The 12,132-nt window shown below is 67.3% G+C and carries 16 protein-coding genes; 7 read left to right on the forward strand and 9 right to left on the reverse strand.

Annotated features, from left to right (window positions below):
• Positions 1-19 precede the first annotated feature (19 nt).
• Positions 20-442: a PA0061/PA0062 family lipoprotein gene (locus ACWPW1_RS00980; protein ID WP_271653532.1), complete on the reverse strand. Its 423-nt coding sequence runs from the start codon at positions 440-442 to the stop codon at positions 20-22.
• Here ACWPW1_RS00980 and ACWPW1_RS00985 point away from each other — a divergent pair.
• Entirely contained in the window at positions 441-1,565 is a 1,125-nt protein-coding gene (locus ACWPW1_RS00985) for an aminopeptidase (RefSeq protein WP_434775407.1), read from the forward strand. The two genes, ACWPW1_RS00980 and ACWPW1_RS00985, sit on opposite strands and share 2 nt — an antisense overlap.
• On the opposite strand, the gene ACWPW1_RS00990 is transcribed toward ACWPW1_RS00985, so the two are convergent.
• Entirely contained in the window at positions 1,562-2,908 is a 1,347-nt protein-coding gene (locus ACWPW1_RS00990; protein WP_313649506.1) for an MFS transporter, read from the reverse strand. The genes ACWPW1_RS00985 and ACWPW1_RS00990 overlap by 4 nt on opposite strands.
• Positions 2,905-3,699: a siderophore-interacting protein gene (locus ACWPW1_RS00995; RefSeq protein ID WP_323150101.1), complete on the reverse strand. Its 795-nt coding sequence runs from the start codon at positions 3,697-3,699 to the stop codon at positions 2,905-2,907. The genes ACWPW1_RS00990 and ACWPW1_RS00995 overlap by 4 nt, the downstream gene beginning before the upstream one ends.
• Positions 3,700-3,753: 54 nt before the next feature.
• On the opposite strand from ACWPW1_RS00995, the gene ACWPW1_RS01000 reads away from it, so the two are divergent.
• The 3 genes from ACWPW1_RS01000 to ACWPW1_RS01010 all read left to right on the forward strand — a co-directional run bounded on the left by ACWPW1_RS01000 (position 3,754) and on the right by ACWPW1_RS01010 (position 4,904).
• Positions 3,754-4,170, forward strand: coding sequence for a MarR family winged helix-turn-helix transcriptional regulator (locus ACWPW1_RS01000; protein WP_059313081.1), 417 nt, complete (start codon positions 3,754-3,756; stop codon positions 4,168-4,170).
• A 65-nt stretch (positions 4,171-4,235) separates the two neighbouring features.
• Entirely contained in the window at positions 4,236-4,469 is a 234-nt protein-coding gene (locus tag ACWPW1_RS01005) for a hypothetical protein (protein WP_434775409.1), read from the forward strand.
• Between the two features lie 162 nt (positions 4,470-4,631).
• Positions 4,632-4,904 carry a cupin domain-containing protein gene (locus tag ACWPW1_RS01010; RefSeq protein ID WP_434775410.1) on the forward strand — a complete coding sequence of 91 codons (273 nt, stop codon included), beginning with the start codon at positions 4,632-4,634 and terminating at the stop codon, positions 4,902-4,904.
• Between the two features lie 9 nt (positions 4,905-4,913).
• Here the strand turns inward: ACWPW1_RS01010 and ACWPW1_RS01015 are convergent, their stop codons facing one another.
• Together ACWPW1_RS01015 and ACWPW1_RS01020 are read right to left on the reverse strand one after the other, a co-directional pair.
• Complete coding sequence (locus ACWPW1_RS01015; protein ID WP_257721105.1) at positions 4,914-5,042, reverse strand: hypothetical protein; 129 nt, start codon at positions 5,040-5,042, stop codon at positions 4,914-4,916.
• Positions 5,043-5,157: 115 nt separating this feature from the next.
• Positions 5,158-5,586 (reverse strand): OsmC family protein, encoded by a 429-nt coding sequence (locus ACWPW1_RS01020; protein ID WP_007160229.1) that lies wholly within the window; start codon positions 5,584-5,586, stop codon positions 5,158-5,160.
• Positions 5,587-5,704: 118 nt separating this feature from the next.
• Here ACWPW1_RS01020 and ACWPW1_RS01025 point away from each other — a divergent pair, with 118 nt between their 5' ends.
• Positions 5,705-6,685 carry an aldo/keto reductase gene (locus ACWPW1_RS01025; RefSeq protein ID WP_184289184.1) on the forward strand — a complete coding sequence of 327 codons (981 nt, stop codon included), beginning with the start codon at positions 5,705-5,707 and terminating at the stop codon, positions 6,683-6,685.
• A gap of 197 nt (positions 6,686-6,882) precedes the next feature.
• Here the strand turns inward: ACWPW1_RS01025 and ACWPW1_RS01030 are convergent, their stop codons facing one another.
• Positions 6,883-7,485 (reverse strand): NAD(P)H-dependent oxidoreductase, encoded by a 603-nt coding sequence (locus ACWPW1_RS01030; RefSeq protein WP_434775411.1) that lies wholly within the window; start codon positions 7,483-7,485, stop codon positions 6,883-6,885.
• 110 nt (positions 7,486-7,595) lie between these two features.
• Here ACWPW1_RS01030 and ACWPW1_RS01035 point away from each other — a divergent pair, with 110 nt between their 5' ends.
• Positions 7,596-8,504, forward strand: a complete 909-nt coding sequence (locus ACWPW1_RS01035; RefSeq protein ID WP_434775412.1) for a LysR substrate-binding domain-containing protein — start codon at positions 7,596-7,598, stop codon at positions 8,502-8,504.
• Here the strand turns inward: ACWPW1_RS01035 and ACWPW1_RS01040 are convergent.
• From ACWPW1_RS01040 to ACWPW1_RS01050, 3 genes are all read right to left on the reverse strand, one after another.
• Positions 8,501-9,085, reverse strand: a complete 585-nt coding sequence (locus tag ACWPW1_RS01040) for a LysE family transporter (protein ID WP_434775413.1) — start codon at positions 9,083-9,085, stop codon at positions 8,501-8,503. The genes ACWPW1_RS01035 and ACWPW1_RS01040 overlap by 4 nt on opposite strands.
• A 45-nt stretch (positions 9,086-9,130) precedes the next feature.
• Positions 9,131-9,970: an AraC family ligand binding domain-containing protein gene (locus tag ACWPW1_RS01045; protein ID WP_434775414.1), complete on the reverse strand. Its 840-nt coding sequence runs from the start codon at positions 9,968-9,970 to the stop codon at positions 9,131-9,133.
• 74 nt (positions 9,971-10,044) lie between these two features.
• Positions 10,045-10,941 (reverse strand): LysR substrate-binding domain-containing protein, encoded by an 897-nt coding sequence (locus tag ACWPW1_RS01050; protein ID WP_434775415.1) that lies wholly within the window; start codon positions 10,939-10,941, stop codon positions 10,045-10,047.
• 105 nt (positions 10,942-11,046) lie between these two features.
• Here ACWPW1_RS01050 and ACWPW1_RS01055 point away from each other — a divergent pair, with 105 nt between their 5' ends.
• Positions 11,047-12,132: a tartrate dehydrogenase gene (locus ACWPW1_RS01055; RefSeq protein ID WP_059313090.1), complete on the forward strand. Its 1,086-nt coding sequence runs from the start codon at positions 11,047-11,049 to the stop codon at positions 12,130-12,132.

Consider the following 12,132-nt stretch of genomic DNA (forward strand, 5'->3'; position numbering starts at 1 on the left):
ACAGGGAGATCAGCCGAGTCTACACGTCGCCGCAACGACTGGCATTGCTGCGCGCCACTTCCTGGTTGCGCTCGTCATAGAGGCGCGCCCAGGGCCGCCAGCCGGTCTGACCGGCCTCCAGGCGATAGCGCTCGCCCGCGGTGAAGGCCTTGTAGTTGAGGGTCACCAGGCAGGTGCGTGCCAGCGGATCGGCCACCTGCGCGCCGATGTTGGTGGGCTGCACCTCGAACTGGTAGCGTACCTGCAGATCGTGGCTCCCTGGCCAGACCTGGAAGTAGCGTTTGTCTTCGAGTTCCTTGCGATCGGCACGCAGGGCTTCCAGCTTGGCCTTGCCGTCGCTGTCCAGATCGATCCAGGCCTGTGCCGGATCCGGTTTGGGCAGCGGCCATAGGGAACAGCCACTCAGGAACAGCACAGGCAACAGCAGGCACAGTCTACGCATGACGGCTACAACTCCGGGCAGGGAAGGGCGCGCCACCCAGTCAGGCACCCTGCCTGCGCAACGCGCGGGCCGCTGGCTGGCGCTGCTGTCCCTGGCGATCGGACTGGGCGGTTGTACCTCGGTCGGGTACTACGGTCAGATGGTACAGGGCCAGTGGGTGCTGATCCGTGATCGCGAGCCCATTGCGACGGTCGTCGCCGATCCCGCGCGCCCCGCCGCCCTGCGCGAACGCCTTGCCGCCGCCGCGGCCGCGCGGCGCTTCGCCAGTGCCGAACTGGCCTTGCCGGACAACGCCAGCTATCGCAGTTTCGTCGAACTCAAGCGCCCCTTCGTGCTGTGGAACGTCTTCGCCACCGCCGAGTTTTCCACCCGGCCCACCACCCACTGCTTTCCCATCGCCGGTTGCGTGGCCTATCGCGGCTACTACCAGGAGGCTGCAGCCCGGGCAGCGGCGCAGGCGCTGCAACGGCAGGGCCAGGACACCTACGTCGGCGGCGTACCGGCCTATTCGACGCTGGGCTGGTTCAGTGATCCGCTGCTGAGCAGCATGCTGCGCTGGGACGATGACCAGGTGGCCGCGACCATCTTCCACGAGCTGGCCCACCAGCGCTTTTACCTGCCGGGCGATACTGCCTTCAATGAATCCTACGCCACCTTCGTCGAGGGGGAAGGGCTGCGGCAATGGCGCGCCAGTCGTGGCCTGCCGCCGCCGGACGCGGGGCGCGAGGCCCGCTACCAGCAATTTCGCGCCCTGCTGCTGACCACCCGCGAAGACCTGGCGCGGCTCTATGCCCAGCCGCTGACGCCCACGGCCAAGCGCGCGGCCAAGGCCCGGCGTTTCGCCCAGTTGCGCGCTGACTATCAGCGCCTGCGCGCCACTCCGGCCTGGCGTGACGAGCGTCGCTTCGATGGCTGGATGAGCCAGCTACTCAACAATGCGCGGCTGGTGCCCTATGGGCTGTACGAACAATGGGTGCCGGCCTTCGCGGCGCTCTATGCACAGCACCCGGGCAATTGGCCGGCCTTCTTCCACCAGGTACGGCTATTGGGCGAGCGCCCGGCGGCCGAACGCGAGCAGGCGCTCCAGGCGCTGCTCGGCCAGGCGACAACACCGCAGCCCTAGCGCGGCGCTCGCCAGTTGGACCAGGCAGCGACCAGGCCCAGCCCGGCCGCCAGGGCCAGTCCCAGGCGCGGGGCCAGCCCGGCATCCAGATGCAGCAGCAGCGCCAGGGCGGCGGCGCCCAGTGCCATGCCGGTCTGCCGCGCGGTCGCCTGGACGCCGCCGGTGGCGCCGTTGCGACCGAGCGGGGCAGCGGTCAGCATGATCCTGTTGTTGGGCACCTGGAAAAAGCCGAAGCCGATGCCACCGACGATCAGGCAGGGAACCAGCAGCGTGGTGGACTGCTCCAGCGGCATCACCGCGGCAGCCGCCAGGCCCAGGGCGATCCCCAGGCCGCCGAGCATGCACAGTCGCTGGGGGGGATAGCGATCGGCCAGGCGCCCGGCCACCTGTGCCGACACGGCCACGGTGAGCGGCCAGGCCAGCATCAGCAGGGCAATCTGCAGGGGTACCAGGCCCAGCTGGTGCTGCAGGTAGAAGGGCAGGGCGAGAAAGCAGAGCATCTGCGCGGCGAAGGAGCAGACCGAGGCCAGCACCGAGTGACGCATGGCGGGCAGGCCCAGCAGATCGACGGGCAGCAACGGCGCCGCCAGCCCGCGTTCGCGACGCACCAGCAACACCAGACTGGCCGCGGCCAGCAGCAGCAGGACCACTCCCTGCAAGGGCGCGCCGCCAAGACGCTCCAGGCCGCCGATGCCGGCGCAGAACAGCAGGGCGTTGAGCAGCACGCTGACGGGATCGAGACGGCGTTGCGCGCGGGGGCTGTCGGGCAGGTTGCGCACCAGCAGGCCGACCAGGATAGCCAGGGGTACGTTGATCGCGAACAGCCAGGGCCAGCCGCCCAGCGCCAGGATGGCCGCGCCCAGGCTGGGTGCGGCTGCCGAACCCAGGGCCACGCAGAGGGCGTTGATGGCGATGCCGCGACCCAGGCGCGCCCGTGGATAGGACAGCCGCACGATGCCGGCACTGACGCACATGATGGCGGCGGCGCCCACGCCTTGCAGCGCTCGGGCGGCGACCAGGCTGGCAAGATCCGGGGCCAGGGCGCAGCCCAGGGAGGCCAGGCCGAAGATGCCGACGCCGGTGGCGAACACCGGACGCAAGCCCAGCCGCTCGGCCACCGCGGACAACGGAAACAGCAGGGCGACCAGGCTCAGCTGGTAGGCGCTGACGATCCACACCGCCGCAGCGGCGGACACATCCAGGGCCTCGGCGATGCTGGGCAGGGCCAGGTTGGCGATGCCACTGTCCAGCACCGTCATGCTGATGGCCAGGAGCAGGGCGGCAACAGCACGGTAGCGGCGCGGGCGCGGCAGTCCGTCGGCGACGCAGGCAGTGGCGCTCAATCGTCGACCTTCACGTGTTGGTCACTCTCGCCAAGCTTCCAATAGCCGGCCGCCTTCACCCAGTCCCGTGGCAGACCCTTGGCCAGCAGCACCTGGCGTGCGGCGCGTGCCTGCGCAGCCTCACCGGCGATCCAGGCATAGCCTTCGCCCGCGGGCAGCTCCAGGGCTTCCAGCGCCTGCACCAGGGCGTCTGCCCGGGCCTCTCGGTAGACCCAGCGGACCTCGGCAGCGGCGGCGGTGGGCAGGGCGATTTCCAGGCCGGGGCGGGCCACTTCGGCGATGACCTGCACCTTCACCCCTGCGGCCAGTTGTTCGAGGCGCCGGGCGATGGCGGGGAGGGCGGTCTCGTCACCGGCCAGCAGGTACCAGTCGAAATCCTCCGGTGGCACCAGGGCACCCTTGGGCCCGCCGATGATCAGCTCGGCACCGGGCTGCGCCTGGCGCGCCCAAGTGGTCAGTACACCCGCTTCGTGCAGGAAGAAATCGATGGCCAGTTCGCCGCGGGTGGCATCGTAGTAGCGGGGGGTGTAGTGCCGCCCAGCGAGTTGCTCGGGGCTGGCAGCGCGAATGGGGGTGGCGTCGATTGGCACGAAGAGCTTCACGTGTTCGTCGAAGGCGGCGCTCTGGAAGTCGGCCAGGTCGCTGCCACCGAAGGTCAGGCGCAACAGATCGCCGCCGAGCGCTTCGCGACGGACGACGGTCGCCCAGCGGCGTTTGAGCTCGAAACGCACGCGCTGGAAAAGGTGGCGGGCACTGGCATCGCCCTCTTGGCTGTGAAAAGATGTCGCCATTGCGGAGGTACCATTCATTGAGGTTCCTCACTATATTCGAGGTAAGAATCGTTCATGTCAACCGCCGCCGCCATCGCCGAAGCCTTGCTAGATCTGAAACGGCAGATGCGCCAACAACTGGATGAGACGCTCAAGGCGTCCGGTCTTTCCTTCGCCCGCTACAAGGTGCTGATGGTGCTGGAGCGGCTGGGCCCCTGTCGTCCGGGTGAGGTCGCCGAACAGCTGCGCCACGCGCCGCGCACCCTGACCGATGCTTTCGACGCCCTGGAGCGCGATGGCCTGGTGCGTCGCGAACCCCATCCCCAGGACAGGCGCGCCTTGCTGGTCCACCTAACCGAGCAGGGGCGTCAGGCGCTGGCTCATGCCCAGGTGCCTCGTACCCAGGCGCTGGAAGCGGTCTTTGCACCGCTGGACGCAGAGGAGCAGGCGCAACTGCTGGCCTATCTGGAGCGGGTCCGCAGCCGTAGTTGAGCAGCGGGAGAACTCCGTGCGGGTTGGCACGCTCGAAAGAGTGAGCCTACCGAGGAGAGCCTTTCATGAGCGACCAGCGTTCCGATGCCCACTTGGGCAAGACCCCGCCAAACCAACCCGCGCTCGATGAGGCGGGACGTCCGGTGGATGTGGTGAAAAAGGATATGGAGCAGTCGGAAGCGACGCCGACCGATGGCATCGACAAGGTCATCACGCCTACCGATATCAAGACCAAGGAGCAGGAAGCCGAAGAGCTCAAGCGCAAGACCGCTGAGGTCGAACGCAAGCTGGACCGTTAATGCTCCACGTGAAACCTCGGGTTCCCGAGGTTTCACCTTCCTTTCGTTACCTTGGTGGCCATAGCCGGAGTAATGCCGCGCTATAGCAGCGTTGTACTAACTGCTTGGCGGGCGCGTCGCTAGTCTTGGCGCCGTCTATTCCCCTGCCGCAAAGGAGCTTCCATGGGCCAGTCCGCCTTCACCATCCAAATGGCCAAAGAAGGGTTTCAGCCGCCGGTACTGGTCACGCGCGAAGCCCATGGCACTCTGGACGCCCATGCTCATCCTTTCGACGCCAAGGCGCTGGTCATCGAAGGCGAGTTGCGTATTCGGACGGCGGCGGGCGAACGTCATTATGGCGTGGGCGAGATCTTCCAGTTGGCTGCCCATGAGCCGCACTCGGAAGTCTTCGGTGCCCAGGGCGTACGTTATCTGGCGGGGCGACGACCGGCCTAGCGGCCTGGGCTAGCCTTCGCTGTCGTTCTTCTCGATGTCCTTGCGCTGGCGATTCAGGATCACGCAGCCGTAGACCCCACCACCCAGCAGCAACAGGGCGAGGATGGAAAAGATAGCCATGAAAATGGAGTCATTCATCGAAATCTCCGAAAGCAGGGTCGGAGCAGTCTAGCGACTAGCGGAAATTCTTGCGAATCGCCTCTAGGACGCGATGTTGCCGATGCCGGAGCGGCACCGGCAGGCATCTGAACCCTTAGCCTTCGAGCGTGGCGTTCAGGTTGATCTTGGCACCCTTGAGCACCTTGGACACCGGGCAGCCTTCCTTCGCCTGGTTGGCGATGGTGGTGAACTGCTCCTGGGTGGCACCGGGGATCTTGGCCTTCATGGTCAGATCGATGGTGGTGATCTCGAAGCCATCACCGACCTTGTCCAGGGTGACATCGGCCTTGGTCTCGATCCGCTCGGGGGTCAGACCGTTCTGGCCCAGCAGCATGGAGAAGGCCATGGAGAAGCAGCCGGCATGGGCCGCGCCGATCAGTTCTTCGGGGTTGGTGCCCGGAGTGTCTTCGAAACGGGTGTTGAAGCCGTAGGCATTGTCCTTGAGCGCGCCGCTCTCGGTGGAGATATGGCCCTTGCCATCCTTCAAACCGCCTTGCCAGACCGCGGAAGCATATTTCTTCATGGAGCGTCTCCGGTTGTTGGTACGAATCCATCTAGAACAAGCCGGCAGCCGGTAAGTTCGTTGCAGTCGATGCGGGCGTTTCGCGGTCAACCTCTTTCGACCATCCCTGGAGGCCCTCATGAACTATCGCACTCTCGGCCGTACCGGTCTGAAAATCTCGCCCCTTTGCCTGGGCTGCATGACCTATGGCGTGCCCGAGCGGGGCAATCATCCCTGGACCCTGCCGGAAGACCAGAGCCAGCCGCTGCTGAAGAAGGCGCTGGATCTGGGCATCAACTTCTTCGACACCGCCAACAGCTACTCGGACGGCACCAGCGAAGAGATCGTCGGCCGCTTCCTCAAGGCCAACGCCGTGCGCGAGGAGATCGTGCTGGCGACCAAGGTGTACTTCCCGCTGCGGGATAGGCCCAACGTCGGCGGCCTGTCGCGCAAGGCCATCTTCGCCGCCATCGACGCCAGCCTGCAGCGCCTGGGCACCGACTACGTCGATCTCTACCAGATCCATCGCTGGGACTATCACACGCCCATCGAGGAGACCCTGGAAGCCCTGCACGACGTGGTCAAGGCCGGCAAGGCGCTGCACATCGGCGCCAGCAGCATGTACGCCTGGCAATTCGCCAAGGCACTGCACACCGCCGAACGCCATGGCTGGACTCGCTTCGCCACCATGCAGAATCACCTCAACCTGCTCAATCGCGAAGAGGAGCGGGAGATGCTGCCGCTGTGCCGCGATGCCGGTATTGGCGTGATCCCCTGGAGTCCGCTGGCCCGTGGCCGCCTGACCCGCGACTGGGACGCCAGCACGGCGCGCACCGAAAGCGATGCCTTCGGCAAGACGCTCTATACCGCCAGCGAGGAATCCGACCGGCAGATCGTGGCTGCCGTGGCCCGCATCGCCGAAGCCCGCGGCGTACCGCGCGCCCAGGTGGCCCTGGCCTGGCTGCTGCAGAAGCCGGGCATCGACGCGCCCATCGTCGGCGCCTCCAAGCCGCAGCATCTGGAGGATGCGGTGGCGGCGCTGGAATTGCGCCTGAGCGAAGAAGAGATCGCCGCCCTGGAAGCGCCCTATGTCCCGCATCCGGTAGTGGGTTTCAGCTGAGGAGCCGTGTTGCCCTCACCCCGGCCCTCTCGCGAGGGGAGAGGGGGAAGAGCGGGATGGAGTGCTGGCTGAGGTCCAATCCCCCGGACCCTGCGCATCCCCTTTCACCCCTCACTCCTGGGGCTAGGACCAAGTGCGAGGACTGTTCTGCTCCCCTCTCCCTCAGGGAGAGGGGCCGGGGGTGAGGGCGTCCGGACTCAGGCGTACTGATCGGCGATCTGCCGTTCGGCACTGGCCAGGGCCGCGCTCTTGGCTTCGTCGCCATAGGCCAGGCCTTCGGCGCGAACGATCTGGATGTCGGTGATGCCGAGGAAGCCCAGCAGCAATTTCAGATAGTCCTCATGGGCGATGCCAGTGGGCTTGCCGGCATGGATGCCGCCCGCCGTAGCGACGATGATCGCCTTCTTGTCGCCGCACAGGCCTTCCGGACCGGCTTCGCTGTAGCGGAAGGTGGTGCCGGCCACGGTGATGCGGTCGATCCAGGCCTTGAGCTGGGTCGGAATGGTGAAGTTGTACATGGGGGCACCCAACACCAGTACGTCGGCGGCGAGGAATTCCTGCAGGGCGCGGGCATTGCGCTCGGCTTCGTCACGCTGTTCGGCGTTGCGCTGCTCGGCCGGGGTGGCGCCGGCGGCCAGACTGGCACCGGAGAAGTGCCCCAGGGAGTCGTGGGCGAGGTCATGGTAGGTGACCTCCAGACCCGGCGTGGCGGCCTTGAGGGCGGCGACGACCTTGGCGCTCAGGGCGCGGGAAGCAGAGTGATCGCCGAGGATGCTGGAGTCGATGTGCAGGAGTTTCATGGCGGTGGTCCTGTAGGGTCTTGAGAGATGAGCCCAGACTACCGATAAGACGATCAGTTGATTAGTCGCCTAAAATGCGATGCTTCGTCCCATGGATAGGACAATCGCCCATGCAAGACCTCAATGACCTCGCCTACTTCGCCAAGGTGGTGGAGGCCGGTAGCTTCGCCGCGGCCGGCCGCCTGCTGGGCATTCCCAAATCGCGTCTGTCGCGGCGCATCGCTGAACTGGAGACGCGCCTGGGCGCCCGCCTGCTGCAGCGCACCACCCGCACCCTGACGCTCACCACCCTGGGTGAGCGCTATCTGGTGCACTGCCAGGCGCTGCTGCGCGAGGCGGAAAGCGCCGCCGAGACCGCCGCCAGCCTGTCCAGCGAGCCGCGTGGGCCGCTGCGCGTATCCTGTCCGGTGGCCCTGGCCCAGCAATACCTTCCCGAGGTGGTGACGCGGTTTCTTACCCGCTATCCCCAGGTGCAGCTGGACATGCTGCTGGTCAACCGGCGGGTGGACATCATCAATGAAGGGGTGGACGTCGCCATGCGCGTGCGGGACGTCGATGACGAAGAACCAGGCCTGGTGGTGCGGCGGCTGCGCCAGGCTCCCGTGGTGCTGGTGGCGGCACCCGAACTGCTCGCCGGACGACGGCTGGATACACCGGAGGCCTTGCTGGGCCTGCCCTTGCTGGGCGCCCTGGAGGTGGATCGCAAGGTACACCTGCGTCTCGCAGGACCTCAGGGCGAACGTCGCGAACTGATATTGGAAGCGCGCCTGGGCATCGATGACTTCGGCGTGCGCAAGGCCGCCGCCCTGGCGGGTCTCGGCTATACCCTCCTGCCGCTGATCTATTGTCAGGCCGAGCTGGCCGAGGGCCGCCTGCAACGCCTGCTGCCGGACTGGTCGATCCCCGGTGGCCATCTCCAGGCCGCCTATGCGCACCGCCGTGGCCAACTGCCGGCGGTGCGCGCCTGGCTGGAGCACCTGGAAGAGAATTTCCGGGATCAGGGCAGTGCGCCGGTCTAGACCACCGTCGCCCAGGCCGAGACGAGTAATAGCGCCGCCATCCCCAGGTTGAAACCACGCCAGGCGCGCTGCGATCTCAGGCTGCGCGCCGCGACCCGGCCGAGCAGCGCCCAGAGGCCCAGACAGGGTACGGACACCAGCAGGAACACCAGGGCCAGGACCAGCACCTGCCGCCAGAGGTCGGCGCCGGGCTCGGCATAGACCGTGACCACCGCCAGCGCCATGCTCCAGCTCTTGGGGTTGAGCACCTGCAGGCCGGCGGTGCCGCCGAAGCCCAGGCGGGCGCTGTCATCCGTGACCGCGGGCGCGCCGGCACGGGCCAGTTGCCAGGCCAGCCAGCTCAGCCAGAGCACGCCGGCCCAGGCCAGGCTGCGCTGCCAGTCGGGATGTCGGGCCAGGGTCTGGCCGAGACCGAAACCCACCACCAGGACCAGGGCCACCGCGCCCAGGCTGCCGCCCAGCACCAGCGGCAGACTGGCCCGGGCGCCGTGGCGAGCGCTGTGGCCGAGGATGAGCACATTGGTCGGCCCGGGGGTGATGGAGGCGACCAGGGCGAACAGCAGGAAGGGCAGCAGGGACATGGGAGACTCCCGGTTTGGAGGAGCCCCAGGGTCGCAAGCCTGCCGCTAGCGGTCTGGAAGATTCGAGCAGCGCGCGCGATAGGCCGCCGGGGTCAGGCCATAGGCGCGGCGAAACCAGCGGCCCAGATGACTCTGGTCGGCGAAGCCCAGGGCCGCGGCGGTCTCTGCCGGCGACAGGCCGTCGGCCAGCAGGCGGCGTGCCCGCGACAACCGCAGCTGCACCAGATAGGCATGCGGTGCCAGACCAAAGGCCGCCTTGAAGGCACGGGTCAGGCGGAATCTGTCCACGCCACAGGCCTGGGCCAGTTCTTCCAGGCCGAGGTCTTCCTGATGATGGGCATGCAGGAAGTCCCGGGCGCGCAGAGCGACCTGGGGCAGCCGCGGATCGCCCGTCTGGGGCGCCCGCCATTGCAGTTGCGGCAAGAGGCGCAGCAACAGGGCGTCCAGGGCGCTCTGGCGGACGATGCGCAGCTCTGGCCGACTCAAGACGTCATGGGCCCAGGCCACCGCGCGGTGCAGTTCGGCCTGGTCCACCAGGGTACGGGCGAAGCCCGGTTCGCCCAGCGGCCGGGCCTCACCGTGCAGGCCCTGCAGCTCGCGCGCCAGCCACTGGGGATCGAGGTAGAGCATGGAATAGGTGAAGCCCTCGGCTTCCGGCGCCTGGCCGTCGTGCAACTCGCCAGGCTCCAGCAGAAAGACCTGCCCCGGGGTGCTCAGGTGGCGCTGGCCACGGCAGTGGAATTGCTGCAGGCCCTGCTCGGTGTAGCCCACCAGATAGGCGTCGTGCCAGTGCGGGTCATAGGCATGGCCCTCGAAATGGGCGCGCAGGGTCTCGATGCCGGTGTCGGCGTCCTGTTGCAGCTGGATCCAGTGATCGTCGGCCATGGCGAGAAAAGGGGATCTGCGGGCTTTCCAGTCTAGCTACGGACCCGGCGCCGGTCTGGAAGATTCGTGCAACTTCAGCGACCCAGACGCGCGGGCAGCTCCCGTGCCAGATGGCGGATCAGCTCGGAGAGGCGGCGCGGCACATGGCGCTGTTGGCGGTGGACCGCATAGATGGCCGCCGCTAGCGCCTCGTGATCGGTCAGCAGCGGCACCAGGGCGCCACTGGCGAGCAGCTCGGCCACGTCCCATTCCGATCTCAGGATCAGCCCATGGCCCTCCAGCGCCAGGCGCACCACCACCTCGCCATCGTTGCTGCTCAGGCTGCCGCGCACCTTCTGGGCGAAGTGCTGGCCGGCCTTGGTGAAGCGCCAGACGGCATAGTCGCCCGTGTCCTGGCGCAGCACCAGGCAATTGTGCCGCGCCAGGTCCGCCACGCTCTCCGGCACGCCGGCACGTGCCAGGTAGGCGGGGGCGGCGCAGAGCAGGCGGCGGTTATCCAGCAGGCGGTGGGCGATGACCCGGGCGTCCGGTGGCTCGCCGACACGGATATCCAGGTCGAAGGGACCCTCCAGCAGGTTCACCGGATGGCTGGAAAGATGCAGATTGAGCTCCAGCCCGGGATGGCGGCGGGCGAAGTCCGACAGCAGCGGTGCCAGGTGGCGGCGGCCGAAGCCGAAGGTGGCATTGAGATTGAGCACCCCGCTCAGGGGCGCGTCGGGCCGGCCGACGGCGGCCTCCAGGTCTTCCAGCTGGGTCAGCAGCGGACGGGCGCCTTCCAGGTAGCGCAGGCCCTCCGGCGTCAGGTCCAGCCGCCGGGTAGTCCGGCGGATCAGTTGCACGCCCAGGCGGCGCTCCAGGGCAGTGAGTCGTTTGCTGACCGCCGCCAGGGATAGCCCCAGCTCCCGGGCAGCGGCCGTCAGGCTGGGGTGGCCGGCCAGGCGGACAAAGAAGGCGAGGTCATCAGCGGACAAGATTCTTGATCCCAGGTTAAGAATGGCTTTCCCTGAGACGGGATTGTACGCCTCCGGCGCGAGACTACACTGGGTCCATCCCACCCAGACTGCCGGAGAAAAGCCATGCAAGCGTCCAAGCCCTACAAGATCGCGGTCATCGCCGGTGACGGCATCGGCAAGGAAGTCATGCCTGAAGGCATCCGCGTGCTGGACGCCGCTGCCCAGCGCTTTGGCATCGCCTTGCAGTGGGATCACTTCGACTTCGCCAGCGCCGAGTACTACCAGGCCCACGGCAAGATGCTGCCGGACGACTGGTTCGAGACGCTCAAGGACTACGATGCCCTCTATTTCGGCGCCGTCGGCTGGCCGGACGTGGTGCCCGACCACATCTCCCTCTGGGGCTCGCTGCTGCAGTTCCGTCGCCGCTTCGACCAGTACGTCAACCTGCGCCCCTGCCGCCTGATGCCCGGCGTCAAGGCGCCCCTGGCCAATCGCCAGCCGGGCGACATCGACTTCTATGTGGTGCGCGAGAACACCGAGGGCGAGTACTCCAGCGTCGGCGGCATCATGTTCGAAGGCACCGAGCGCGAGGTGGTGATCCAGGAAACGGTCATGACCCGCCACGGCACCGACCGCATCCTCAAGTTCGCCTTCGACCTGGCCCAGCAGCGGCCACGCAAGAAACTGACCTCGGCCACCAAGTCCAATGGCATCGCCATCACCATGCCCTGGTGGGACAAGCGCGTGGAGGAGATGGGCAAGGCCTATCCGGACGTGGCGGTGGACAAGTTCCACATCGACATCCTCACCGCCAACTTCGTCCTGCACCCGGACTGGTTCGACGTGGTGGTCGCCAGCAACCTGTTCGGTGACATCCTCTCCGACCTGGGCCCGGCCTGCACCGGCACCATTGGCATCGCCCCCTCGGCCAACATCAATCCGGAACGCAATTTCCCCAGCCTGTTCGAGCCGGTGCACGGCTCGGCGCCGGACATCGCCGGCCGGGGCATCGCCAATCCCATCGGCCAGATCTGGTGTGGCGCCATGATGCTCGAACACCTGGGCCATGCCGACGCCGGCGCGGCGGTGGTCGCGGCCATCGAAGCGGTACTGCGCCAGGGGCCTGAGCAGGCGCCCCTGACCCGTGACCTCGGCGGCCAGGGCACCACCGAAAGCCTGGGGCAGGCCATCGCCGCGGCCCTGGCCTGA

It is taken from the genome of Pseudomonas sp. Marseille-Q7302 (genome assembly GCF_965111925.1).

Bases quoted from the DNA above. Each gene is read 5' to 3' on its own strand.
- ACWPW1_RS01000 (WP_059313081.1), top strand. From the start codon at position 3,754: ATGTCAACCGCCGCCGCCATCGCCGAAGCCTTGCTAGATCTGAAACGG.
- ACWPW1_RS01045 (WP_434775414.1), bottom strand. From the start codon at position 9,970: ATGGCCGACGATCACTGGATCCAGCTGCAACAGGACGCCGACACCGGC.
- ACWPW1_RS00995 (WP_323150101.1), bottom strand. From the start codon at position 3,699: ATGGCGACATCTTTTCACAGCCAAGAGGGCGATGCCAGTGCCCGCCAC.
- ACWPW1_RS00980 (WP_271653532.1), bottom strand. From the start codon at position 442: ATGCGTAGACTGTGCCTGCTGTTGCCTGTGCTGTTCCTGAGTGGCTGT.
- ACWPW1_RS01055 (WP_059313090.1), top strand. From the start codon at position 11,047: ATGCAAGCGTCCAAGCCCTACAAGATCGCGGTCATCGCCGGTGACGGC.
- ACWPW1_RS01040 (WP_434775413.1), bottom strand. From the start codon at position 9,085: ATGTCCCTGCTGCCCTTCCTGCTGTTCGCCCTGGTCGCCTCCATCACC.
- ACWPW1_RS01035 (WP_434775412.1), top strand. From the start codon at position 7,596: ATGCAAGACCTCAATGACCTCGCCTACTTCGCCAAGGTGGTGGAGGCC.
- ACWPW1_RS01020 (WP_007160229.1), bottom strand. From the start codon at position 5,586: ATGAAGAAATATGCTTCCGCGGTCTGGCAAGGCGGTTTGAAGGATGGC.
- ACWPW1_RS01010 (WP_434775410.1), top strand. From the start codon at position 4,632: ATGGGCCAGTCCGCCTTCACCATCCAAATGGCCAAAGAAGGGTTTCAG.
- ACWPW1_RS01005 (WP_434775409.1), top strand. From the start codon at position 4,236: ATGAGCGACCAGCGTTCCGATGCCCACTTGGGCAAGACCCCGCCAAAC.
- ACWPW1_RS00985 (WP_434775407.1), top strand. From the start codon at position 441: ATGACGGCTACAACTCCGGGCAGGGAAGGGCGCGCCACCCAGTCAGGC.
- ACWPW1_RS01025 (WP_184289184.1), top strand. From the start codon at position 5,705: ATGAACTATCGCACTCTCGGCCGTACCGGTCTGAAAATCTCGCCCCTT.
- ACWPW1_RS01030 (WP_434775411.1), bottom strand. From the start codon at position 7,485: ATGAAACTCCTGCACATCGACTCCAGCATCCTCGGCGATCACTCTGCT.
- ACWPW1_RS01015 (WP_257721105.1), bottom strand. From the start codon at position 5,042: ATGAATGACTCCATTTTCATGGCTATCTTTTCCATCCTCGCCCTGTTG.